The organism is Brevibacterium oceani (assembly GCF_017948325.1).
Lineage (GTDB): Bacteria > Actinomycetota > Actinomycetes > Actinomycetales > Brevibacteriaceae > Brevibacterium > Brevibacterium oceani.
This window is the reverse complement of sequence record NZ_CP072846.1, coordinates 1,303,764-1,325,175: the sequence shown is the minus strand read 5'-3', so window position 1 is coordinate 1,325,175 and position 21,412 is coordinate 1,303,764. Positions and strand designations below refer to the sequence as shown.

Below are 21,412 nucleotides of genomic sequence, written 5' to 3'. Positions count from 1 at the left end.
TCAGGCCTTCCTTCTGCGGCGTTTCTGGCTCGGACGCTGCGGGGAGATTCCGGCGTCCACGTCAGCGGCCCGCTGGGTGAGTGCGTATTCGACGAGTCCGTCGATGAGCGAGGTGAGGTTGGCTTCCTCGGCGAGGACGTCGACGCGCAGTCCGTGCTCGGCCGCGGTGTTCGCGGTGGCCGGGCCGATGCAGCAGATCACCGAGGTGGCTGCGGGCTTGCCGGCGATGCCGACGAGGTTGCGCACCGTCGACGAGGAGGTGAAGAGGAACGCATCGAAGTCGCCGGCCTTGATCGACTCGCGGATCGGTGCCGGCGGCGGGGAGGCCCGGACTGTGCGGTAGGCGGTGACGTCGTCGGGGTCCCAGCCCTTCTCCAACAGGCCGGAGACGAGCACCTCGGTGGCGATGTCGGCCCGGGGCAGCAGGACGGTGTTCATCGGGTCGATGTCGTCGACGAAGTCCGGCCAGGCTGCGGCCAGCCCGCGGGCGGAGTGCTCGCCGTCGGGGACGAGGTCGGGGGTGATGCCCCAGTCGATCAGTGCCGCAGCCGTGCGGCCGCCGACGGCCGCGACCTTGACTCCGGCCATCGACCTCGAGTCGAGCCCGAAGTCCTCGAACCACATGCGCACGGCGCGGACCGCGTTGACCGAGGTGAAGCCGACCCATTCGTAAGAACCGTCGACGAGGCCGCGGATGGCCTTCTCCATCTGCGTCGGAGTGCGTGGGGGCTGGACGGCGATCGTGGGCACGACGGTGCCGACGGCACCGAGCTCGGCCAGTGCCTCGGCGGTGGAGGTTCCCTGTTCCTTGGTCCGCGGGATGAGCACCTGCCAGCCGAAGAGCGGTTTGGATTCGAACCAGCTGAGTTCGCCTCGCGACTCGACTCCCTGTCCCATGATCACCACCATACGATCCGAACCTGTCTGCGCCATGGACAGCGCCTGCTTCAGGGTCGTCTCCACGCTCGTCTGCTCGATCGTGGAGATCCCCCAGCCCAACAGCACCTTCGTGTCCTCGTCCCAGCCGTCGGCGAGCAGGGCGCTGATGGCCTGCTCGTGAGCGGCGGCGGTGCCCGTGAGCACATGGGAGGTGTTGCGGTGGCGGGAGACGTCGACATGGGTCTGGGGTCCGGCTTCGATGAAGCGCACGGACCGGACCCGGCTCGTCGTCAGGGCGGTGCCTGTGTAGGCGGCGGTCGACGCGGACAACCCGACTCCGGGGACGATCTCGACCTCGACGTCGGCCTTGCGGCACACGGCCGCCTCGGCGGTGGTGTTCGTGAAGATCAGACCATCGTCGGAACACAGCCGCACGACGGTGTTGTCGGGGCGGGCCAGGTCGGCGAGCTTGCGACCGCGGGTCGACGCGGCGGCACCGAGGTCGGCGGCGTCGATGAGCTTCGCGGCCTGAGGCACGTAGGCGGTGACGATCTCCGAATGGACATCGGCATCGTAGACGACGGTCTCGGCGGTGGCGAGGATCTCGGCTCCGCGCATGGTCATCAGGCCCGATTCTCCGGGTCCGCTGCCGATGAAGACGACCCGAGGAGCGGCCGGCAGAAGTCGGCGCGGTTGGACCTGACCGCTCAGAGGTGTGCTGTTCATCCCTGCTCCTGTGCCTTGACGGGGGTGAGGTGATCGGCGCTGGCGGCCGGGTCGATGCCGAGCCGATCGAGGAGGTCTTCGGCCGCGGCGGTGCCGAGTTCATCGGCGACGCGGGCGAGTTCCTTCGCGGTGACGCTCAGCTGCTGGGCCGTGTCGGTCGACCAGTCGGCGTCGGGGACGACGGGCAGGTGGGTGCTCTGCCGGGTGCGGGCCAGGTGCCCGTCATCATCGGCCATCACGGCGTCGACGACGAATCGGTCGCCGTCGATCTTCGCCAGTGCCCCGATGGGTGCCGAACATCCAGCCTCGGCGCGGGAGAGGATGGCGCGTTCGCAGGTCACGGCCAGGTCCGTGGACTGGTCGTGGAGACGCATGAGGGCGGCGCGCACCTCGGCGTCGGCGTTGAGGATGTCCTCGGAACCGGCGTGCGAGCTGTCGGCGCTGCGGGTCTCCACTGCCAGGGCTCCCTGGCCGGGCGCCGGCAGCATGACGTCGAAGTCGAGGATGTCGGTGGCCTCGGCCAGGCGGCCGATGCGGCGGACCCCGGCGGCGGCGAGCACGACGGCGTCGAGGCGGCCGTCGCGGACGTGCCCGATGCGGGTGTCGACGTTGCCGCGCACACCCCTGACCTCGATGTCCGGACGAGCGGCCTGCAGCTGCACGGCCCGCCTGGGCGAACCGGTGCCGATGACCGACCCGGCGGGCAGTTCGGCCAGGCTCAGACCGTCCCGGCCGATGAGCACATCGGCAGGGTCGACGCGGGGTGGGATGGCCGCCATCTGGATGCCGGCCTCGGGAGTGGTGGGCAGGTCCTTGAGCGAGTGGACGGCGAGGTCGATCTTGCCCTGGTGCAGGGCCTGGCGGACGGCGGAGACGAAGACTCCGGTGCCGCCGAAGCCGGCGAGCGGGGACATGTTGACGTCGCCTTCGGTGACGACCTCGACGATCTCGACGCGCCACCCGGTCAGGGCGGCGAGTTGGTGGGCGATCGCCGTGGACTGGGACCGGGCCAGCTGGGACCGGCGGGTGCCCAGGCGCACGGTGCGTCCGCTGAAGTGTTCGGGTTCGACGATGTCGAGGGTGTGGTCGGCCACGGGACGGATGCCGTCGGCCTCGACGTGGTGGGCGCTGGCGGCCTTCGCGACCTTCGTCTCCGCGGGTGTCATCGCATGGGCGACCTTGTTCACGGGCAGGTCGAAGAGCTGCATGAGCGCCTGCGCATAGTCGACCTCGGATTCGCTCACGGCCAGTTCCTTGACCTTCACGGTCGGGGTGTGGATGAGCTTCTCGGCCACGCGGTGAAGGGACTTGCGGATCTCGGCGAAGGACTTCTCGTCGACGTTGGCGCCGAGCTTCTTCTCCAACCGCTCGGTCTCGGTGGCGAGCACGTCCTTGGCGTGGGAGCGCAGCGCGGTCACGGTCGGAGCCACGGCGCGCTCCTTGTTGCCGGTGGCGATGTTCTCCAGCTCAGCGGAGATGATCGCACGAACCTCTTCGACGGTGTGCACGACCTTCGCATCGCGTTCCTTGTCGGAGCCTCTGAGCAGGTCTCGGATCTCGCCGAGGCCGAACAGGGCGACGTGTTCGAACTCGCGGACGCTGGGGTCGATGTCGTGCGGCAGCGCGAGGTCGATGAACGCCTTGTTCGCCGCGCCCTTCGGGTTCTGGGACAGACCGGCGACGATGTCGTCACGGGTGACGACGACACCGCGCGCACCGGTGCACGAGACGATGAGGTCGGCGTCGGCGATCTCCTCGGCCATCACACGGGGGTTGAGTTCGCGGGCGCGTCCGCCCACCTCGGCGACGAGGCGTTCGGCCTTGTCCACCGTGCGGTTGAGCACGGTGATGCGGCCCACGCCCTCTCTGTGGAGTCCCGAGACGACGAGACCGGACATGGCACCTGCCCCGATGACCAGGGTGCTGGCCGCCCGCAGGGAGCCGATGTGCGCCGCCGATGCTTCGAGCGCCGCGCCGAAGAGCGACCGGGCGACCTCGCCGAGGTCGGTCTCCGAATGGGCGCGCTTACCCACCCGCAGCGCCTGCTGGAGGGCATGGGAGAGTTCGGAGGTCAGCGCCTTGTCCGTCTGCGAATCGGTGAACGACGAGCGCAGCTGGCCGAGGATCTGGGCCTCACCGATCGCCATCGAATCGAGTCCGCAGGCGACCTTGAGCAGATGCTCCATGGCCTGATGGTCGTAGTGGGCATAGAAGTGCCCGGCGATGTCGGACCATTCCTTGTCGATCGAGGACACCAGGGCGTTGCCCAGGTCGGCCAGTCCCCCGTGGAAGGCGGTGACGTCGGCGATGAGCTCGAGGCGGTTGCACGTCGAGAGCACGGCGAGGCCGTCGACGTTCTCACCGGCCAGGGCGTCCCTGCGCAGGGATCCGACCTCGCCGGCACCGAAGGCCATCCGATCGAGCATGTCGATGGGAGCCGACTGATGCGAAATGCCGAGAACCAAGAGAGTCAATTCCTGTGCTCCTCAAAACCAGGGTTGAGCGGTGCCGTGTCCAGCGCCGAATAGTATGCGAGTACTTGCAGCTCACTGGCCAGATCGACTTGGTGGACACGCATGCTGTCCGGTGCGTCGAGCACGGTGGGTGAGAAGTTGAGAATGCCGCGCACTCCCGCCTCGACGGCGGTGCGGGCAGCGGCCGGCGCCGCAGCGGCGGGAACGGCCATGACCACGAGGTCGATGTGGTCGGACCAGCTGGTCAGTTCGTCGAGAGAGGAGACCGTCAGCGATCCGATGGTGGTGCCGATCTTTTCCTCGTCGATGTCGAACACGGCAGTCAGTCGCAGGCCGCGTCGGCGGAACCCGGCATAGTCGGCGAGCGCGGAGCCGAGTCGACCGGCCCCGATGATGGCGACGCTGCGGTCGCGATCGAGGCCGAGGAAGCTGCGCAGCGTCGCTGACAGTTCCGGGCAGGAGTAGCCGACCCCGCGAGTGCCCGACCGACCCAGCTGGGAGAGGTCTTTGCGCAGGATCGACGGGGACACACCGCTGCGCGCGGCGAGGTCCTCCGATGACACGGTCTCCTGACCGGTCGCGGCGATGGTCTCGACGGTCTGCAGGTAGATCGGGAGTCGGGAGATCACGCGTTCGGGTACGTCCTTGCGAACGACACCCTCAATCCTGTTGGCGGACAGAATCTCGCCCACGAATCCGCCTCACTCCTTCAATCGATCTCATGCGCCCAGAGCGCTCAGGGCCCTGGACAGCCGATCCTTCTCGACTCTGTGAAAACTGTGCTGGCGCCCGTTGAGGAGCACGACGGGAACATCCCAGCCGTACTGTCCGGCCAGGTCCTCGTCGGTGTCGATGTCGATCTCTCTCACGTCCACATCTCTGCCGGCCGCCACCTCGGTGACGGTTTCGCGCGCGAGCGCGCAGAGGTGGCAGTCGACGCGCGTGAGGAAGGTCAGTTCGACCATGGCTCACTCCTCATCGGGTGCAACAAACCCCGCCGAGAAATCACTCGAGCGGGGGCGTAGGACCGTTGGGTCTTACTTCTTGTTGCGACGCTGGTGACGTGTCTTGCGAAGCTGCTTGCGGTGCTTCTTCTTCGACATACGCTTGCGGCGCTTCTTGATGACTGAGCCCACGCGGGTACCCCTTGTGCTTGTCGGTGGAGGGTGAACATCACGTGCCCACCCATTGAACTAACCGTGCAATTCTATCGCTTGGCCGCCTGCTTTCCCAAAACTGTGTCGAGATCCACAGCGGTTCGACCGGTCATCCGCGCAGGCTCGCGGGTCAGTCGAAGTACGGGTCGAGGGCGAAGAACGGGAAGAGGTTCTTCCGGGTGCCCATCACAGCCCGGTCGAGCTCGGCCTCCGGGTCGAATCCCTTCGACCACGGTTCGAACTCACCGTCGAATCCGTCGGTCATCGACAGCGGCGCCTCACGCCCGGTCTTCGTCTGCGCGTAGTCGGCCCACCGGCCGGGGATCCTCGCCGCCGGGTCGATGTCGCGGCCCGCGGAGATGGCCAGCAGGTTCGTCCAGGCCCGCGGCACGACATCGATGATCGCGTAGCCGCCGCCTCCGACGGACAGCCACTTCCCGTCGGCATGGTCCTCGGCCAGACGGCGGACCCGTTCGGCGGCGATGCGCATCGCGTCCACGCTCAGCCGCATGTGCGTGAGCGGGTCCTCGCGGTGGCCGTCGCAGCCGTGCTGGGAGACGATGACCTGCGGTTCGAAGGCCGCGACGACCTGCGGGACCGTGGCGTCGAAGGCCCGCAGCCAGTCCGCGTCGCCGGTGCGCGGGGGCAGGGCGACATTCATCGCCGAGGCGGCCGCCTTCAGTCCCCCGATCTCGGCGGGGTACCCGGTGCCGGGGAAGAGGTACTTCCCCGATTCGTGGATCGAGATCGTGAGCACCCGCGGGTCGTCCCAGAAGAACTTCTCCACTCCGTCGCCGTGGTGGGCGTCGAGGTCGAGATAGACGATGCGCTCCATGCCGGAGTCGAGGAATTCGGTGATCGCCCCCGCTGCGTCGTTGTACACGCAGAAGCCGCTGGCTCGATCCGGCATCGCATGGTGCATTCCGCCGCAGAAGTTCACCGCGCGCCTGTAGCCGCCGGAGATGATCGCATTCGCCGCCTCGCTGCTGCCTTGGAACAGCAGCGCCGAGGCGGTGTGCATATTCTCGAACCCGGGCACATCCTCGGTGCCGATCCCGTACCTGTGCGCATCCTGCTCGTTCAGGCCCTCTGCGGTCCCTGCCTGCCTCACGGCGGCGATGTAGTCGGGGTCGTGGAGCCGGGCGAGCTTGGCTTCGTCGATCTCGCCGATCGGGTGCACGTGGACATTATCGGCGTCGAAGAGGTCGAAGTCCATGGCGAGCTTCGCCGTGAGGTCGAGCCTGAGCGGGTGCATGGGGTGGCTGGGGCCGAAGTTGTAACCGGTCACCGCGTCGTCCCATACGACATACACATCATTTTCGGCCATGGGCACCATGCTATATGGCGCACCTCACTTGCACCGATTCCGGGGCGGGCGGATCTACCATGGTGCTTGTGCCCAAGAATTCCACACAGCGCCTCGACCGGCTGCTGCGACCCGGCAGGTGGGTTCGCGACTTCGTCGACGACCTCGCCGTCGCCTCCCCCGCCCGGTTGGCGATCGGTTCGTTCGTCGGGGTCGTCGCGTGCTTCGCGATCCTGCTGATGCTGCCGGCGAGCATGCGTCATCCGGGTTCGGTGGACCTGGCCACGCACATCGCGAACTCCGTGTTCGTCGCCGTTTCGGCCGTCTGCGTCACGGGTCTGACACCGGTGGTCACTGAGGAGTACTGGTCGGACTTCGGAATCTCCGTCATCACCGCCGGCATCCAAGTCGGCGGACTCGGGATCCTCACCCTCGCCTCGGTGCTGGGGATGGCGGTCTCACGCCGGCTGGGAGTCCGGCAGCGCCTCATCGCCCAGCAGGCCACCTCGGCGCTCAATCTGGGTCAGGTCGGCACCCTCCTCAAGACGGTCGTCATCACCATCGTCACCGCCGAGGCGATCCTCGCGCTGCTGATGTTCCCGCGCTTCCTCATCCGGGGGGAATCGCTCGGCGATGCCACCTGGTATTCGGTCTTCTACTCGATTTCGGCGTTCAACAACGCCGGCTTCACCATCCATCCCGGCGGCGGGGCGTACTTCGCCTCGGATCCCTGGATCCTGTCCCTGCTGATGTTGGGAGTCTTCGTCGGTGCGCTGGGCTTCCCGGTCGTGCTCATGATCGCGATGTTCTGGAATCGGCCGTCGAAATGGGATCTGCACACGAAGCTGACCCTGACGACCACGACGACGGTGCTCGCGATCGGGCTGCTGCTGTTGGCGCTCTTCGAGTCGGCGAATCCGGCGACCCTCGGCGACAAGAACGCCGGTCACACGTTCGTCGAGGTCCTGTTCATGGCCGTGATGCCGCGGTCGGGCGGATTCTCGACGATGGAGATCGCGGACATGAGCCAGGCCTCACACCTGCTCATGGACCTGATGATGTTCATCGGCGGCGGTTCGTCGTCGACGGCCGGAGGCATCAAGGTCACCACCGTGGCGGTGCTCGTCCTGGCGGCCTTCGCCGAGGCCAGGGGCCTGCAGGACGTGCATGTGTTCGGTCGGCGGCTGACCGCCTCGACGATCAAGCTCTCGATCTCGATCCTGCTCACCGGTGCCCTCATCGTCTTCGTCGGCACACTCGCGATGCTCCAGATCAGTGCGGAGCCGCTCGATCGGGTGCTGTTCGAGGTGATCTCGGCCTTCGGCACGGTCGGTCTGAGTTCCGGGGTGTCAGCGGCAGCGCCGAATTCGGGGCTGTACGTGCTGTCGGTGATCATGCTCATCGGCCGACTCGGTACGATTACACTTGCGGCGGCGCTGTCCATGCAGGACTCCGCCCGCCTGTACCGCTATCCCGAGGAAAGGCCGGTCGTTGGCTAACGAACACACCTCCATCCTGGTCGTCGGTCTCGGACGCTTCGGATCCTCGACGGCGGCCACGCTGGCCAAACTGGGCCGCGAGGTGATGGCGATCGAGCACAATCCGGAGCTCGTCAAGGACTGGAGCGGCAAGCTCACCCACGTCGTCGAGGCGGATTCGACGAACATCGACGCGCTGCGGCAGGTCGGAGCCGGCGTCTTCTCGACCGCGGTGGTCGGGATCGGCACCTCGATCGAGGACAGTGTGCTCACCACGGCCAACCTCGTCGACCTCGGTGTCGGGCAGGTGTGGGCGAAGGCGATCTCGCCCGCGCACGGCAAGATCCTCCACCGCATCGGCGCCCACCACGTCCTCTACCCCGAATCGGATGCGGGTCGGCGCGTGGCTCACCTGGTCAGCTCGCGGATGATGGAGTACATCGAGTTCGACGAGGGGCATTTCGCTGTGGTCAAGATGCGCCCGCCGCGGGAGATCCAGGGCTTCACTCTCAGCGAGTCCGGCGTCCGCGACAAGTACGGTGTGACGATCGTGGGCATCAAGAGTCCCGGCCGCGACTTCACCTACGCCGACCCCACGACGCGGGTCGGCAAGCAGGACCTCCTCATCGTCGCCGGCCACGTCGAACTGCTGGGACGCTTCGCCGGCCGCCCGTAGGGAGCTGGGCGGCGGGCGCGCAGGCGGGGCCGGTTCGCCGAGGGCGGGGGCGGTTCGCCGAGGGCGGGGCGCGTGCGGAGGCCCGGCCGCGCAGGCGGGCCGGCTGAGGGTGGGGCCGATTCGGGCAGAGCGGATTCGGGCACAAAGAGAGCGGGCGACGGGAATCGAACCCGCGTCATCGGCTTGGGAAGCCGAAGCTTTACCATTAAGCTACGCCCGCATGTCGCCACTATCCCGTCGGCAAACGCCCAGGTGAAACCCGGCGTATTCCCGCCGTGTGCAACGTCTCGGACCAGTCTACAGCCTTGGTCCGGTTTCGCATCCGTCCGAACTTCCCGGAGGTATTGCAATGAGGCCTCGGGCCGCCGACCCGTCCGAAGCCGCACGCTCTGCCCAGCCCCGTTCGCCACGAGGGGTCTGATTTCTGCCTCAAGGCGCTCATCGGCAGCGAGTGTCCATTGAAAGTGCTGGCGTAGTGCATACATTCACTACGCGCGCACTTCGACTAGACAGTTGCTCAAGCATGGGCGTCTGTGGCGACTCGATCGGTCACCCGACCACCGCGGGCTGGCCACTACCTGGTCATCCGTGGCCCACTGGAGTCGCTGTTTTCGAGGATTTCGTACGTCTGCGCGACAGATATGCCCGCAGTTGAGGCGCCTGACGAAAGAGCTTGGTCGACGTCTCTTCCAGATTTGTCACCTCGCTGAAGTTCAAACGGACTATGCGATACCCCAAATCGAGAAGACGGTTGTATTGCTTGGCTTCCTTCTGCATGAGTCGGAATCCGTCGTCCGCATATTTCGTGACTCCGTCGATGAAGACAATCGTCTTCGACTCCTCATGTGCGAAGTCGACTCGAGCAATGACCCTGTTTCCGTCCGAGATTCTCACCTGCTGTCTGAACCCGTTCAACTTCAGCTGCTTGAGGGTGTAGACGAATCGGCTCTCCGCATAGCTCTCGGACAGAGGACCGACCGCCGATAGGAGTCGTTCAGCACGACGCCTCCCCTTGGCTAGGCGATTGAGCACTGGCACGAACTCTTCCGCGATTCGCTGTTCGGCCATCATCATCGTGTCGGGCGGGTATCCGAAGTGAGCCGCCTCATCTGCTCCGGCAACTGAGCCGAACACTGATGTCCTCAGACACGATTCGAGGGCGGCGAATCCTTCCGCTTCACCGAGCTGGCCGATGAGGTCGAAGGCCGTACGTATCGGCGTCGTCAGGGTCATCTTGCCGATGCGCACGACGTCTTCGCCTGGGATCGAAGTCTGCGATCTCTTGATGTCGCTGCTGTTGCCTCGCACGCTTGGATGCGCGATGTGCACCTTGCCTCGCGGGGGCCGATAAAGCGGAAGCTCGTGAATATATGCGGCGGAGGCCGACCAGACGACGTCGTCGACGCGATAGTAGGGATACGACGATGCACGCAGCTTCTCAATGGTGTCGAGAAGCGTGAATTGCTTTCTGCCCGTGTGTTCGTCGGTCTGCTCGATCACCTGAGCAAGCCACGATTCGTCCGTGATGAAGGCGGCTATCGCCGCGTGGCGTGGGTGAGAACACCGCCTGACGATCGAATACATCCCGCTGGTGAGCCTCAGCAGGCAACAGCCGATCGCATCCTTGATGGTTCGGCTCAGCACTCCGTGGGCGTTGAGTTCGCAGGTACGGACGACGTTGTACATGCGGCAAATCTCTCCTTGTCGCCGTCATCGGCACAAGGACAGGCCGCCTACCTGTGGATACTCGTGTCGGATCCACAGGGCTCGGACGCTCGAGTCGGCCGACCGTCCACAACGTTCGGCGACCGACTGAAGCACAGAGCGAGTCACCATCTCCCTAAGGAAACCGGCCCTGCGCTGACTCTTCGGCATCCGCGTCGACGAAAACGGTACGTCGACCGGAGATGGCATTGCAGGCAGCCTCGTTGATTCGTCCACAACTGTACGGTCGAAGTGCAGGCGTAGTGCATACATTCAGGCCGCGTGCACGTTCGATAGACAGTCATTGGTTCAAGCGCTGATTTCGCGCTGGAGAGTCCCCTGCACACCACGAGGGAGCGGCCGAAGCCGCCCCCTCGTACGATGCCGACGAATCCGTGCCGACGAGCCCGTCCCGGCGGAGACCAAGACCCAGCGTAGTGAGAACTCGATCCCCGCCAGGCCCACCACACGGTCGGGTCACGGACGAATCAGTGCTCGACGGCCTCCTCGGCGCCGAACCCGGTGTGGGCGCGGACGTCCATCTCGGCGGCGAGCTCGGGGCTCTCCACCGTCCGGTCGGTGATCGAGGCGATCCACCCGAGGATGAAGCCGAGCGGAATCGAGATGATGCCCGGGTTCGACAGGGGGAAGATCGCGAAGTCGGCACCCGGGATCATCGCGGTCTCGGAGCCGGAGACGACCGGCGAGAACGCGATGAGCACCATCGCCGAGATCAGCCCGCCGTAGATCGACCACACCGCACCACGGGTGGTGAAGCGCTTCCAGAACAGCGAGTAGACGATCGTCGGCAGGTTCGCACTCGCCGCCACCGCGAAGGCGAGAGCCACGAGGAACGCGATGTTCTGTCCCTGCACGCCGATGCCGCCGATGATCGCCACGGCACCGATGACGATGACCGTCCGGCGGGCGATCTTGACCTCCGCCTCGGAGTCTTCGACCTTGCCTTTCTTGATGACGTTCGCGTAGATGTCGTGGGCGAACGAGGCCGCGGCGGTGATCGCCAGCCCTGCGACGACCGCGAGGATCGTCGCGAAGGCGACCGCGGAGATGAAGCCCATGAGGATCGGCCCGCCGAGGCGGAGCGCCAGCAGCGGTGCCGCCGAGTTCACTCCCCCCGGTGCCGCAGCGATCTCATCGGCTCCCACGAGGGCCGCCGCACCGTAGCCGAGCACGAGAGTGAAGAGGTAGAACGCACCGATGAGCCAGATCGCCCACACCACGGACCGGCGCGCCTCCTTGGCCGTGGGCACCGTGTAGAAGCGCATGAGCACGTGCGGCAGTCCCGCGGTGCCCAGAACGAGCGCCAATGCCAGGGAGATGAAGTCGAGCGGGTTCTCCCCGTACTGCAGGCCGGGATTGAGGACTCCCTCGCCGACTCCTTCGGCTGCGTTGTCGACCGCGGACGCCAGCAGAGTCGAGAGATTGAAGCCGTTGAGCGCGAGCACCCAGATGGTCATCGCAAAGGCGCCTGCGATGAGCAGGATCGCCTTGACGATCTGCACCCAGGTGGTGCCCTTCATCCCACCGACGAGGACGTAGATGATCATCAGCGCGCCGACGACGGCGATGACGAGCGACTGGCCGACCTTGCCGTCGATGCCCATGAGCAGGGACACGAGGCCGCCGGCTCCGGCCATCTGCGCAAGCAGGTAGAAGAAACAGACCGCCAGGGTCGACAGCGCCGCGGCCATTCGCACGGGGCGCTGCTTGAGGCGGAACGAGAGCACATCGGCCATCGTGAACTTGCCCGTGTTGCGCATGAGTTCGGCGACGATGAGCAGGGCGACGAGCCATGCGACGAGGAAGCCGATCGAATAGAGGAAACCGTCGTAGCCGTTGACGGCGATCGCACCGCAGATGCCGAGGAAAGATGCCGCCGAGAGGTAGTCTCCGGAGATCGCGAAGCCGTTCTGCGGTCCGGTGAAGGACCTTCCGCCGGCGTAGTAGTCGGATGCGGACTTGTTGTTGCGGCTGGCCCGCAGGACGATGAACATCGTCACCGCCACGAAGGCGGCGAAGATCGTGATGTTGAGGACGGGGTTGTTCTCGACCTCGGTCGTGGCAGCGCTGAGGAAGTCCACTCCCGAGGCGACGATGTCACTGATTGCCGGTGCGCTCATGAGGGACGTCCCTCCGATTCGGCCTGCAGACGCTCACGGATCGCTTCCGCCGGCGGGTCGAGCTTCCTATTGGCGAACGAGACGTAGAACATCGTGATCGCGAACGTCGTGACGAACTGCAGCAGTCCGAAGACGAGCCCGATGTTGATCTCCCCAACGACCTTAGTGGACATGAAGTCGTGGGCATACGTGCTGAGGATGACGTAGAGGAAGTACCAGACGAGGAAGGCGATGGACAGCGGTATCACCACCGAGAACCTCTTGCGTTTGAGAGCTTTGAACTCAGGGCTCTCCTCCTCGGCGAGGAAGTCAACCCCGGTGTTGACAGAGTCAGTCATTCTTTCTCCTTTGAATGGACAGAACTTCAGTGTCCTGAATCACATGACCCAAAGGTAACGTTCAGCATGCGCTAGGGAATACCACCGAAAGTTGGTAGCTTGTTCACATGAACGCGAACGCCAAGGAAACGCGGGCACTCAGGGCCGAGACCCGCCGCCTGTTCGTCGAGGCCGTCGATTCGCTGCATCGAGGCGGCACGGGCGACGTCGTCTTCGGAGGCACGGTCGATGAGGGCTCAGTGGCCGTCGAGGCCGTGGCCGGTGCCGGTCAGGATCTGCTCTCCTCTCTCATCGTCTCCACCGGACGAGGGCTCGGCGGTCGAGCGATGACCGAAGGAACGCCCCAGCTGACCCGCGACTACGAGGTCGACCCCTATATCACCCATCACTACGACGAGGAGGTGCTCGGAGAGGGCATCCGCGTCCTCGTCGCCGTCCCCACGCTGCGCGGCGGAGAGGTCACGGGGATGGTCTACTGCGGGCATCGCTCGGACTACAATGCCGCGGCCCCGCAGACGGGAGATCTCGTCCGACGCGTACGGCAGCTCTCGGTCGACCTCGCCCGGCTCGATCACCGGCGGGTGAACCGAGAAGACGACCGCGGCAACGGCGAACAGCTCTATTCCGACCTCGACGCCTCGGGCAGGGAGGCTCTTCGCCATACGTATGCGGAGCTGCGGGCGATCCGTGCGAGCATCCTCGACGATGAGGCCAGGGAGAGGCTCAGCGGAGTCGAGAACCGGCTGGCCGACATCCTCTCCGGGCACAATCCCGAGAACTGTCCGTCGCCGGTCCCGGCCGTGCGTCTGTCCCCACGGGAGACCGATATCCTCTCCCACGTGGCGCTGGGCTGGTCGAATGCCCGCATCGCCGAAGCCCTGAGCCTGCGTGAGTCGACGGTGAAGTCCTATCTCAACACCGCCATGGTCAAGCTCTCGGCGCGGACCCGCCACGAGGCCGTGTCCATCGCTCGATCCTCCAACGTCCTCCCCTGACCGACCCATGGTCAGGGACAACGGCACTCAGCCGCTGATGACTCTCAGCCGTTGATGACCTCGGAATTCTCCCGCTCCATCTCCAGGGAACGGTCCGCTGCCGCCTGCGCGGCCGCCTCGGCGATGTCGAAGATCCCGGCATCGATGAACTCCTGGAGTCCGGCCAAGGTCGTTCCGCCCTTGCTGCTCACGGCCTTGCGCTGAGCGGCCGGGTCGGGTTTGCGGGTGAGCAGGCGTCCGGCACCGTCGGCGGTGGCCACGACCATCTGTCGGGCTGCGTCCTCGCTCAGTCCCTGCTTGACGCCGGCGGCGATCATCGCCTCGGCCAGGAGGAAGAAGTACGCGACGCCGGATCCGGAGATCCCGGTCATCGCGGGGATCTGGGATTCGTCGAGATCGACGACGAGCCCGGCCCCGGAGAGCAGGGACCGCAGGGTTTCGACGCTGTCGGCGGCCACCTCGGCGTCGGGGGCCAGGGCGATGACTCCGTGGCCGATCGAGCTCGGCGTATTGGGCATGATGCGCACGATCGGGTTCTGCGGAGCGAGCTGTGCGAGGTCGGCGGAGGCGACCCCCGCGGCCATGGAAACGAGCACCGTGGTCGACTCGAGGGCGGGGGCGAGAGCGCGCAGCGCATCGGCCATCATCCACGGTTTGACGCCGAGGAAGACAAAGTCGGCGCCGGTCGCGGCCGTGGCATTGGCGTCTGCGTCCTCCTCCACCGAGGTGACCGTCGCTTGGGGCATCTCACCAGCCAGGCGCTTCGCCGAGGCGGCCGAATTCGTCGTCGCTCGGACGGTGATGTTCTCGTCGGCGCTGAGGATTCCCTGGATCAGCGCGGTGCCCATGTTTCCGGTTCCGATGGAGGCGATCGTGGTCAAATCTGGCCAGCCTTTCGTCGTGGTGGTGTGATTACGGTGCGATGTCGCTGTGGTCGGCAGTCTGGAGACGAAGGCCGGACGGAGGAGGTCATCGCCTCCGATCGCCCCGGCCTTCGAGATGAGGCTCAGTCGGGGCTGGTGTCGGCGGAAGTCGCGGACCGGCCCTCCGAAGTGCGGGTGTGGCTGCGGGCGTTGCGCCGTGGAGCGCGGTCGCCCAGTCCGAGGTGTTCGCGGGCGAAGGCGATCGAGTCGGCGAGCATCTTCTCGCGTGTCGACTGTCTGCGGACGAATCGGGTGTTGACCTCGACGACGACGTCGCCGGCCCAGTTGTGTTTTGCGAGATACTGCAGGGTCTCGGCCACGGGCATGGTGCCGGCACCGGGCACGAGATGTTCGTCCTTGAGGGAGCCGGCGCCGTCGGTGAGGTGGACGTGGCGGAGTCGGTCGAAGACCTCGGCGACGGTTTCGAGTGCGTTCATGCCGGCCGTCGAGGCGTGGGAGAAGTCGAAGGTGAGGTCGTCGTAGTCTTCGTCCAGCGGATTCCAGTCGGGGTAGTAGACGAGGATCTCGCGGAGTCCGGCTCTCCAGGGGTACATATTCTCGACGGCCAGTCGCACTCCGGTCTCCTGCGAGACCTGCCGCACGCCGTCGACGAAACCGACCGCGTACTCGCCCTGCCAGCGGAAGGGCGGATGGAGGACGACGGTTTCGGCGCCGACTTCCTTGGCGAGATTCGCGGTGATGCGCAGCTTCTCCCAATGGTCTTTGTGCAGCACGCGCGGGAGGAACAGCAGGGTCGGGGCATGGAGCGAGATCACGTCGAGACCGGTGTCGGCAGCGAGTCCGTTGATGAGGTCGACGTCGCGGGTCTCCGCGTTGTGGGTGACCATGATCTCGACGCCGTCGTAGCCGTGTTTGGCAGCTTGGATGAAGGTCTCCTCCACCGTCATCGGTGACACGGAGGAGCTGGAGAGGCCGAGGCGGATCCGGTGGTCGGAGACGTGATGGGCATCGTGTTCGTAGACTTCGTGGCTGTCGAAGTACTGCCGGTGGCGCTTCGAATTCGAGCGCGCGGAATTCTTGGTGGTCAGCACCTTCCGCTGGGACTTCGACTTCTTGCTCATCACATCCAGTTTAACGCGGCCCCCGCCCCTCCTTGCTACCTGACGGCGGCCCAGCAACCTCGCGCGAAGTTGCTGGGCCGCCGTCAGGTAGTAATTGTCAGCCGTAGAGTTCTTCTGTGTCCTCGTCGACCCAATCCTTCGAACGTTCGACCGCCTTGTTCCACAGGCGGTACAGGCGGTCGATCCTCTCATCGTCCATCGACGGTATCCAGCGCTCGTCCTCGCGCCAGTTGTTGCGCACGTCCTCTTCGCCGTTCCAGAACTTCACGGCGATGCCGGCCGCATAGGCCGCACCCAGTGCCGTGGTCTCGACGACCTCTGGCCGAATGACGGGCACGCCGAGGAGGTCGGCCTGGAACTGCATGAGCGTTTCGTTGGCGACCATGCCGCCGTCGACCTTGAGCTCGGTGAGTTCGACGCCGGAGTCGAGGTTCATCGCGTCGAGGACCTCGCGCGACTGGAACGCCACGGACTCGAGGGCCGCCCGCGCGATGTGGTTCTTGTTCACGTATCGGGTCAGGCCCACGATCACACCCCGGGCGTCGGACTCCCAGTGGGGTGCGAAGAGACCGGAGAACGCCGGCACGATGTAGCAGCCGCCGTTGTCGTCGACCTGCTTGGCCAGGGTCTCGACCTCAGGAGCATCGTTGATGATCCCGAAATTGTCGCGCAGCCACTGCACGAGCGAACCGGTCACGGCCACCGAACCCTCGAGCGCGTAGACGGCCTTGTCCTCACCGATCTTGTAGGCCACGGTCGTGAGCAGGCCGTTCTTGCTCGCCACCGGCTCATTGCCGGTGTTGATGAGCATGAAGTTGCCGGTGCCGTAGGTGTTCTTCGCCTGCCCCTTCTCGAAGCAGGCCTGCCCGAAGGTCGCCGCCTGCTGATCTCCGAGGATGCCGCAGATCGGAGTGTCGATGATCAGGCCGTTCTTCGCCCCGTAGCCGTAGATCTCGGAGCAGGACTTGATCTCCGGCAGCATCTCCACCGGGATGCCCATGTCCGCGGCGATGTCGGCATTCCAGTCGAGGGTGTCGATGTTCATCAGCATCGTGCGTGAGGCGTTCGTGACGTCGGTGACGTGGATTCCGCCGTTGGTGCCTCCGGTGAGGTTCCAGATCACCCAGGTGTCCATGGTGCCGAAGAGGAGGTCTCCGGCCGCGGCGGCTTCCTTGACCCCGTCCACGTTGTCGAAGATCCACTTGGCCTTCGGGCCGGCGAAGTACGTGGCCAGGGGCAGACCCACACGGTCTTTGTATTTGTCCGGGCCCTCGTCCCCGGCGAGTTCGTCGCAGACCTTCTGGGTGCGGGCGTCCTGCCACACGATCGCGTTGTAGACGGGTTCCCCGGTGTTCTTGTTCCAGATCACTGTGGTCTCGCGCTGGTTCGTGATGCCCACGCCCTCGAGCTGGTGGCGGTTGATGTTCGCGCGGGCCAGCGCCTGCCCGATCGCTTCGTTGGTGTTTTTGATGATCTCAATCGGATCGTGTTCGACCCAGCCAGCGCGGGGGAAGATCTGCTCGTGTTCGAGCTGACCGGAGGACACGATCTGTCCGTCATGGTTGAATACGATGGCCCGCGACGAGGTGGTGCCCTGGTCGATGGCGAGGATGAACTTTTCCTGACTCATTCTGACTCCTGTGTCGATGTGTTTGGGTGTGATCGTACTCAGATGTAGGCCTGGGAGACCAGACCTGCGAGGATGCCGCCGACGAGAGGCCCGGCGATCGGCACCCACGAGTACGCCCAGTCCGAGCTTCCCTTGTTCGGGATCGGCAACAGTGCGTGGACAATGCGGGGACCGAGGTCTCGCGCCGGGTTGATGGCGTAGCCGGTGGGGCCACCCAACGAGGCGCCGATCGCGACGACGATAAGTGCCACTGCCAGCGGCCCGAGTTTGTCCGGGGTGCCGCCGAAGAGAAGGATGACGATGACGAGTACGAACGTCGCAATGACCTCGGTGATGAAGTTCCACGCATAGGAGCGGATCTCCGGTCCGGTCGAGAATGTGCCGAGGATGTTCCCCGCATCCTTCTCTTCGTCGTAGTGTTTCTTGTACACCGCCCAGGCGAGCACCGCACCGATCATCGCTCCGATCATCTCGGCCGCGAGGTAAGCCACAGTGTTCGCAAAGTTAACGGGGATCCCGTCTGCGTATTCGCTTGCCCCGCTGAACAGGATGCCGAAGGTCACCGCCGGGTTGAGATGCGCTCCGGTCTTATAGGCGACGTAGACACCGGCGAAGACGGCAAGGCCCCAGCCGAATGAGATCAGCAGCCAGCCGCCGCCGTTGCCTTTGGTCTTGCCGAGCACGACGTTGGCGACGACGCCGACGCCGAGCAGAATGAGCATCGCCGTGCCGGCGATCTCGTAGAGAAAGATGGTGCCCATATCTCACAAACTCCTCATTGTTCGTGTGTTCTCAGGTCTCGTCACTGTCGGCACTGACAGACGGTGACGCTGGTGCGGGTGCACCCGGGTGTTCCGGTGTCGCGGATGGTGCGATATCGCAGGTGGTGCGATGTTGCTGGTGGTGCGGGTGTAACGGGTGAAGATCGTGCCGTGTCGCGGGTAGTGCGGGTGTAGCTGGTACAGATCGTGCGGGTGGTGCCGGCACAGCAGTCGATTCGCTGCCCCGGCACCCGCATCGACTTAGGCCAGGGCCTCCCCTGCCAAAGCCGCCGCCGAGGCATCGTCCTCCGTGCTCTCGGCCGCGACCTGGGCCTCGACGTGAGCTTGGAAGTCTGCGACCTCGGCGCCCTCCCGCTCGGCGTCCCAGCCGAGGACGGGAGCGACGATGGCGGCAACCGCCTCGGCGGCGTCCCTCCCCCGGTCCCGGGTCTCATAGTTCAGCCGCATCCGACGCTCAAGCACATCGCCGAGGTGGACGGCCCCCTCGGCGGCCGCCGCGTAGCGGACTTCGACGCGCAGATAGCGTTCGGCCCCCTCGAGCGGTTCGCCCAGGGAGGGATCGTCATCGACGAGGTCGAGCAGGTCTTCGATGAGGGTGCCGTAGCGGCGGATGAGACGCTTGACGCGCGCCTCGTCCCATCCGTACTTCTCGGCGATCCCGGCCAGTCCGCGGCGCAGGGCACCCACGCCCTGGGCACCGAGCAGCGGCACGGATTCGGTCAGCGAACGACGGTCCTTCGCATCGTCTCCGAGGACGAAGTCGACGGCGTCCTCGGCCATCACCCGGTAGGTGGTGAACTTTCCGCCGGCGATCGCCGCCAGGCCCGGTTCGACCTCCATGACAGTGTGTTCGCGTGAGACCTTCGTCGAGGCCTGACCCTCCTTGACCACCGGCTGGAGCAGAGGTCGGAGACCGGAGTAGACGCCGATGACGTCGTCGCGGGTGAGCTTGTCGGCGAGGATCGCGTTCGCATGCTCGAGCAGGTAGTCGATGTCCTTCGACGTCGCCACCGGGGCATCGACGTCCTCGGTCCACGGGGTGTCCGTGGTGCCGATGACCCAGTAGCCCTCCCACGGGATGACGAAGAGGACGGACTTCTCCGTCTTCGAGATGATGCCTGTGTCCGGGTCGGCCTTGATCTTGTCCTGGTCGACGGTGATGTGCACGCCCTTGGAGGCCAGCACCTTGAGTCCGGCATCGGCCTTCGCCAGGTCCTGCTGCTCTTCGGTCCAGACGCCGCCGGCGAGGATGGTGCGGCGGGCGTGGACGTCGAATTCGTCTCCGGTCAGCTCGTCGCGAGCCCGCACGCCGGACACCTGGTCACCATCGTGGAGGTAGCCGATGACGGAGACGTGGTTGGCGGCGGCGGCGCCGTATCCGACGGCCGAGCGGATGAGGGTCATGACGAAGCGGGCGTCGTCGACCTTCGCGTCGTAGTATTCGAGCGCACCCACGGCCGCATCGTCGGCCAGGCCCGGGAAGTGTGAGCTCAGCGCCTTCTTGCTCAGGTGACGGTGCATCGGCACGGCACGTTTGCGGCCGGGCCGGGTGGCCATCGTGTCATAGAGGAGCACACCGGATCCGATGAAGGCCCGATCGATGAGGCGATGTTCGAAGGGGAACACGAAGGCGACGGGTTCGACGAGGTGGGGCGCCGTGTGCTGGAGCAGCAGGTCGCGTTCCTTCAGCGCCTCGGCAACGAGTTTGAAGTCGAGCATCTCGAGATAGCGCAGACCTCCGTGCATGAGCTTCGACGACCGTGAGGAGGTGCCCGAGGCCCAGTCCTTCGCGTCGACGACGCCGACCTTGAGGCCGCGAGTGGCCGCGTCGAAGGCCGATCCTGCCCCTGTCACACCTCCTCCGACGACGAAGACGTCCAGGGGTTCGGCTGCGCTGGTCTTCTTCAGAGTCTCCAGCGCCTGTTCGCGCAGTTGTGGGGACAGCTCGCCATTTCGCATCGGCAGTTCTGTGCTTTCTTTCAGACGTTCGGGGTCACGTCGGCATCGTCACCTGCAGATGATGACCACAGGATCCGATGCGGCGAATACTCAAAAACTAGCAGGCCAACATGAATTGCGATACTGACCGGCACTCAGTTCGCGCGCCGGCAGGTCTTCAGTCGAGCGCTGCGACCTGTTCGACGCGCATCGCCGAGGACTGCTCCGAGGAGTCCAACAGGTCGAGTTTGCGCATGATGATGCCCTCACGCAGCGCCCAGGGTGAGATGTTCATGACACTGATGTCGAAGATCGTGAAGGCCGCCTCGGCGACGATGGCTCCGGCGAGCACCTGTCCGGCGCGGGCCTCGGAGACTCCGGGCAGAGTCGCCCGCTCCTCAGGAGTGCGCGAGGCCAGGGTGTCGATGATCCCTGAGAGGTCGCGGCGGAAGAGTTTGCGCGGCGCGTAGATCCCGTCCCCGCTCGGCGCGGCACCGGCGATGCGGGCCAGCGAGCGGAAGGTCTTCGAGGAGCCGACGACTTGGTCGGGTGCACCCACCCGGTTGATCTTGCCGGCGATCTTGCCGATCTGGGCGCGAGCATGTTTGCGCAGGTTGTGAAGGTCCTCGGCCGAGGGGATGGGGTCGGGCAGGAAGTCCGAATAGGTGCGCCCGGCACCGAGGGGAACCGACACCGCCGCCTGCGGGTATTCGTCCTGACCAGCAGCGATCTCCAAGGATCCGCCGCCGATGTCGAGCAGCAGGATCTTCCCCGCCGACCACCCGAACCAGCGCCTGGCCGCGAGGAACGTCACGCGGGCTTCGTCCTTGCCCGACATCACGTTGAGCGTCACGCCCAGCTGGGAATTGATCGAATCGATGAGCTCTGCGCCGTTGGGGGCGTCGCGCACCGCCGAGGTGGCGAAGGCGAGGATCTGCTCGGCCCCCTGGTCCTCGGCGATCTCGACGGCGTCGGCGATGAACTGGTGGAGGCGCTGCTGCCCCTCCGTGCCGATCGTTCCGTCGTCGCACAGGTACTCGGCGAGGCGCAGCACCTCCTTGTGCGAGGTGGCCGGCAGGGGCGGGGCTCCGACGTGGGCGTCGACGACGAGGAGGTGGACGCTGTTGGAGCCGATATCGAGGACAGCTAGACGCATTCGACCATTTTATCCCGTCACCGGACT

The 21,412-nt window shown here is 65.6% G+C and carries 18 protein-coding genes and 1 tRNA gene; 3 read left to right on the top strand and 16 right to left on the bottom strand.

All coding sequences use genetic code 11. The features are described from left to right. The 6 genes from J9314_RS05710 to J9314_RS05685 all read right to left on the bottom strand — a co-directional run bounded on the left by J9314_RS05710 (position 1) and on the right by J9314_RS05685 (position 6,563). Complete coding sequence (locus J9314_RS05710) at positions 1–1,605, bottom strand: bifunctional uroporphyrinogen-III C-methyltransferase/uroporphyrinogen-III synthase (protein ID WP_181274745.1); 1,605 nt, start codon at positions 1,603–1,605, stop codon at positions 1–3. Then, entirely contained in the window at positions 1,602–4,079 is a 2,478-nt protein-coding gene (hemA, locus tag J9314_RS05705) for a glutamyl-tRNA reductase (protein ID WP_181274744.1), read from the bottom strand. Before hemA ends, J9314_RS05710 begins: the two co-directional genes overlap by 4 nt. Next, entirely contained in the window at positions 4,076–4,771 is a 696-nt protein-coding gene (locus J9314_RS05700) for a redox-sensing transcriptional repressor Rex (RefSeq protein ID WP_210604915.1), read from the bottom strand. The genes hemA and J9314_RS05700 overlap by 4 nt, the downstream gene beginning before the upstream one ends. A 27-nt stretch (positions 4,772–4,798) precedes the next feature. Continuing rightward, entirely contained in the window at positions 4,799–5,044 is a 246-nt protein-coding gene (locus J9314_RS05695; protein WP_181274742.1) for a glutaredoxin family protein, read from the bottom strand. Between the two features lie 72 nt (positions 5,045–5,116). Then, on the bottom strand, positions 5,117–5,215 hold the full coding sequence (locus tag J9314_RS05690) for a 30S ribosomal protein bS22 (protein WP_009882927.1): 99 nt from the start codon (positions 5,213–5,215) through the stop codon (positions 5,117–5,119). Between the two features lie 151 nt (positions 5,216–5,366). Next, positions 5,367–6,563, bottom strand: coding sequence for an acetoin utilization protein AcuC (locus tag J9314_RS05685; protein WP_210604914.1), 1,197 nt, complete (start codon positions 6,561–6,563; stop codon positions 5,367–5,369). 59 nt (positions 6,564–6,622) lie between these two features. Here J9314_RS05685 and J9314_RS05680 point away from each other — a divergent pair, with 59 nt between their 5' ends. Both J9314_RS05680 and J9314_RS05675 read left to right on the top strand, forming a co-directional pair. Continuing rightward, the gene (locus J9314_RS05680; protein WP_246490631.1) at positions 6,623–8,041 is read left to right on the top strand and encodes a TrkH family potassium uptake protein; all 1,419 of its coding nucleotides are present in this window, start codon (positions 6,623–6,625) and stop codon (positions 8,039–8,041) included. Then, complete coding sequence (locus tag J9314_RS05675; protein ID WP_210604913.1) at positions 8,034–8,696, top strand: potassium channel family protein; 663 nt, start codon at positions 8,034–8,036, stop codon at positions 8,694–8,696. Before J9314_RS05680 ends, J9314_RS05675 begins: the two co-directional genes overlap by 8 nt. Before the next feature lie 149 nt (positions 8,697–8,845). On the opposite strand, the gene J9314_RS05670 is transcribed toward J9314_RS05675, so the two are convergent. From J9314_RS05670 to J9314_RS05655, 4 genes are all read right to left on the bottom strand, one after another. Then, a tRNA-Gly gene (locus J9314_RS05670) sits at positions 8,846–8,916 on the bottom strand. A 362-nt stretch (positions 8,917–9,278) separates the two neighbouring features. Further along, positions 9,279–10,382 (bottom strand): hypothetical protein, encoded by a 1,104-nt coding sequence (locus J9314_RS05665; protein WP_210604912.1) that lies wholly within the window; start codon positions 10,380–10,382, stop codon positions 9,279–9,281. Positions 10,383–10,888: 506 nt separating this feature from the next. Continuing rightward, positions 10,889–12,541 carry a solute symporter family protein gene (locus tag J9314_RS05660; protein WP_246490630.1) on the bottom strand — a complete coding sequence of 551 codons (1,653 nt, stop codon included), beginning with the start codon at positions 12,539–12,541 and terminating at the stop codon, positions 10,889–10,891. Then, positions 12,538–12,879, bottom strand: coding sequence for a DUF485 domain-containing protein (locus J9314_RS05655; protein WP_181274738.1), 342 nt, complete (start codon positions 12,877–12,879; stop codon positions 12,538–12,540). Before J9314_RS05655 ends, J9314_RS05660 begins: the two co-directional genes overlap by 4 nt. Positions 12,880–12,986: 107 nt before the next feature. On the opposite strand from J9314_RS05655, the gene J9314_RS05650 reads away from it, so the two are divergent. Next, positions 12,987–13,874 (top strand): helix-turn-helix transcriptional regulator, encoded by an 888-nt coding sequence (locus J9314_RS05650; protein ID WP_210604911.1) that lies wholly within the window; start codon positions 12,987–12,989, stop codon positions 13,872–13,874. 44 nt (positions 13,875–13,918) lie between these two features. On the opposite strand, the gene proC is transcribed toward J9314_RS05650, so the two are convergent. From proC to J9314_RS05620, 6 genes are all read right to left on the bottom strand, one after another. Further along, positions 13,919–14,755, bottom strand: coding sequence for a pyrroline-5-carboxylate reductase (gene proC / locus J9314_RS05645; RefSeq protein WP_210604910.1), 837 nt, complete (start codon positions 14,753–14,755; stop codon positions 13,919–13,921). A 125-nt stretch (positions 14,756–14,880) separates the two neighbouring features. Continuing rightward, positions 14,881–15,879, bottom strand: coding sequence for a sugar phosphate isomerase/epimerase family protein (locus tag J9314_RS05640; RefSeq protein WP_210604909.1), 999 nt, complete (start codon positions 15,877–15,879; stop codon positions 14,881–14,883). Positions 15,880–15,976: 97 nt separating this feature from the next. Further along, positions 15,977–17,509, bottom strand: coding sequence for a glycerol kinase GlpK (glpK, locus tag J9314_RS05635; protein WP_210604908.1), 1,533 nt, complete (start codon positions 17,507–17,509; stop codon positions 15,977–15,979). A 38-nt stretch (positions 17,510–17,547) separates the two neighbouring features. Continuing rightward, complete coding sequence (locus J9314_RS05630) at positions 17,548–18,270, bottom strand: MIP/aquaporin family protein (protein ID WP_210604907.1); 723 nt, start codon at positions 18,268–18,270, stop codon at positions 17,548–17,550. A 261-nt stretch (positions 18,271–18,531) separates the two neighbouring features. Then, positions 18,532–20,250 (bottom strand): glycerol-3-phosphate dehydrogenase/oxidase, encoded by a 1,719-nt coding sequence (locus J9314_RS05625; RefSeq protein ID WP_210604906.1) that lies wholly within the window; start codon positions 20,248–20,250, stop codon positions 18,532–18,534. Between the two features lie 157 nt (positions 20,251–20,407). Beyond that, positions 20,408–21,385 (bottom strand): Ppx/GppA phosphatase family protein, encoded by a 978-nt coding sequence (locus J9314_RS05620; RefSeq protein WP_210604905.1) that lies wholly within the window; start codon positions 21,383–21,385, stop codon positions 20,408–20,410. Positions 21,386–21,412: the final 27 nt, after the last annotated feature.

What these genes read in the sequence shown, in the direction of transcription:
- J9314_RS05695 (WP_181274742.1), bottom strand. Translation starts at nt 5,044, where the DNA reads ATGGTCGAACTGACCTTCCTCACGCGCGTCGACTGCCACCTCTGCGCG.
- J9314_RS05640 (WP_210604909.1), bottom strand. Translation starts at nt 15,879, where the DNA reads ATGAGCAAGAAGTCGAAGTCCCAGCGGAAGGTGCTGACCACCAAGAAT.
- J9314_RS05620 (WP_210604905.1), bottom strand. Translation starts at nt 21,385, where the DNA reads ATGCGTCTAGCTGTCCTCGATATCGGCTCCAACAGCGTCCACCTCCTC.
- J9314_RS05630 (WP_210604907.1), bottom strand. Translation starts at nt 18,270, where the DNA reads ATGGGCACCATCTTTCTCTACGAGATCGCCGGCACGGCGATGCTCATT.
- J9314_RS05665 (WP_210604912.1), bottom strand. Translation starts at nt 10,382, where the DNA reads ATGTACAACGTCGTCCGTACCTGCGAACTCAACGCCCACGGAGTGCTG.
- glpK (WP_210604908.1), bottom strand. Translation starts at nt 17,509, where the DNA reads ATGAGTCAGGAAAAGTTCATCCTCGCCATCGACCAGGGCACCACCTCG.
- J9314_RS05660 (WP_246490630.1), bottom strand. Translation starts at nt 12,541, where the DNA reads ATGAGCGCACCGGCAATCAGTGACATCGTCGCCTCGGGAGTGGACTTC.
- J9314_RS05655 (WP_181274738.1), bottom strand. Translation starts at nt 12,879, where the DNA reads ATGACTGACTCTGTCAACACCGGGGTTGACTTCCTCGCCGAGGAGGAG.
- J9314_RS05710 (WP_181274745.1), bottom strand. Translation starts at nt 1,605, where the DNA reads ATGAACAGCACACCTCTGAGCGGTCAGGTCCAACCGCGCCGACTTCTG.
- J9314_RS05680 (WP_246490631.1), top strand. Translation starts at nt 6,623, where the DNA reads ATGGTGCTTGTGCCCAAGAATTCCACACAGCGCCTCGACCGGCTGCTG.
- J9314_RS05625 (WP_210604906.1), bottom strand. Translation starts at nt 20,250, where the DNA reads ATGCGAAATGGCGAGCTGTCCCCACAACTGCGCGAACAGGCGCTGGAG.
- J9314_RS05650 (WP_210604911.1), top strand. Translation starts at nt 12,987, where the DNA reads ATGAACGCGAACGCCAAGGAAACGCGGGCACTCAGGGCCGAGACCCGC.
- J9314_RS05685 (WP_210604914.1), bottom strand. Translation starts at nt 6,563, where the DNA reads ATGGCCGAAAATGATGTGTATGTCGTATGGGACGACGCGGTGACCGGT.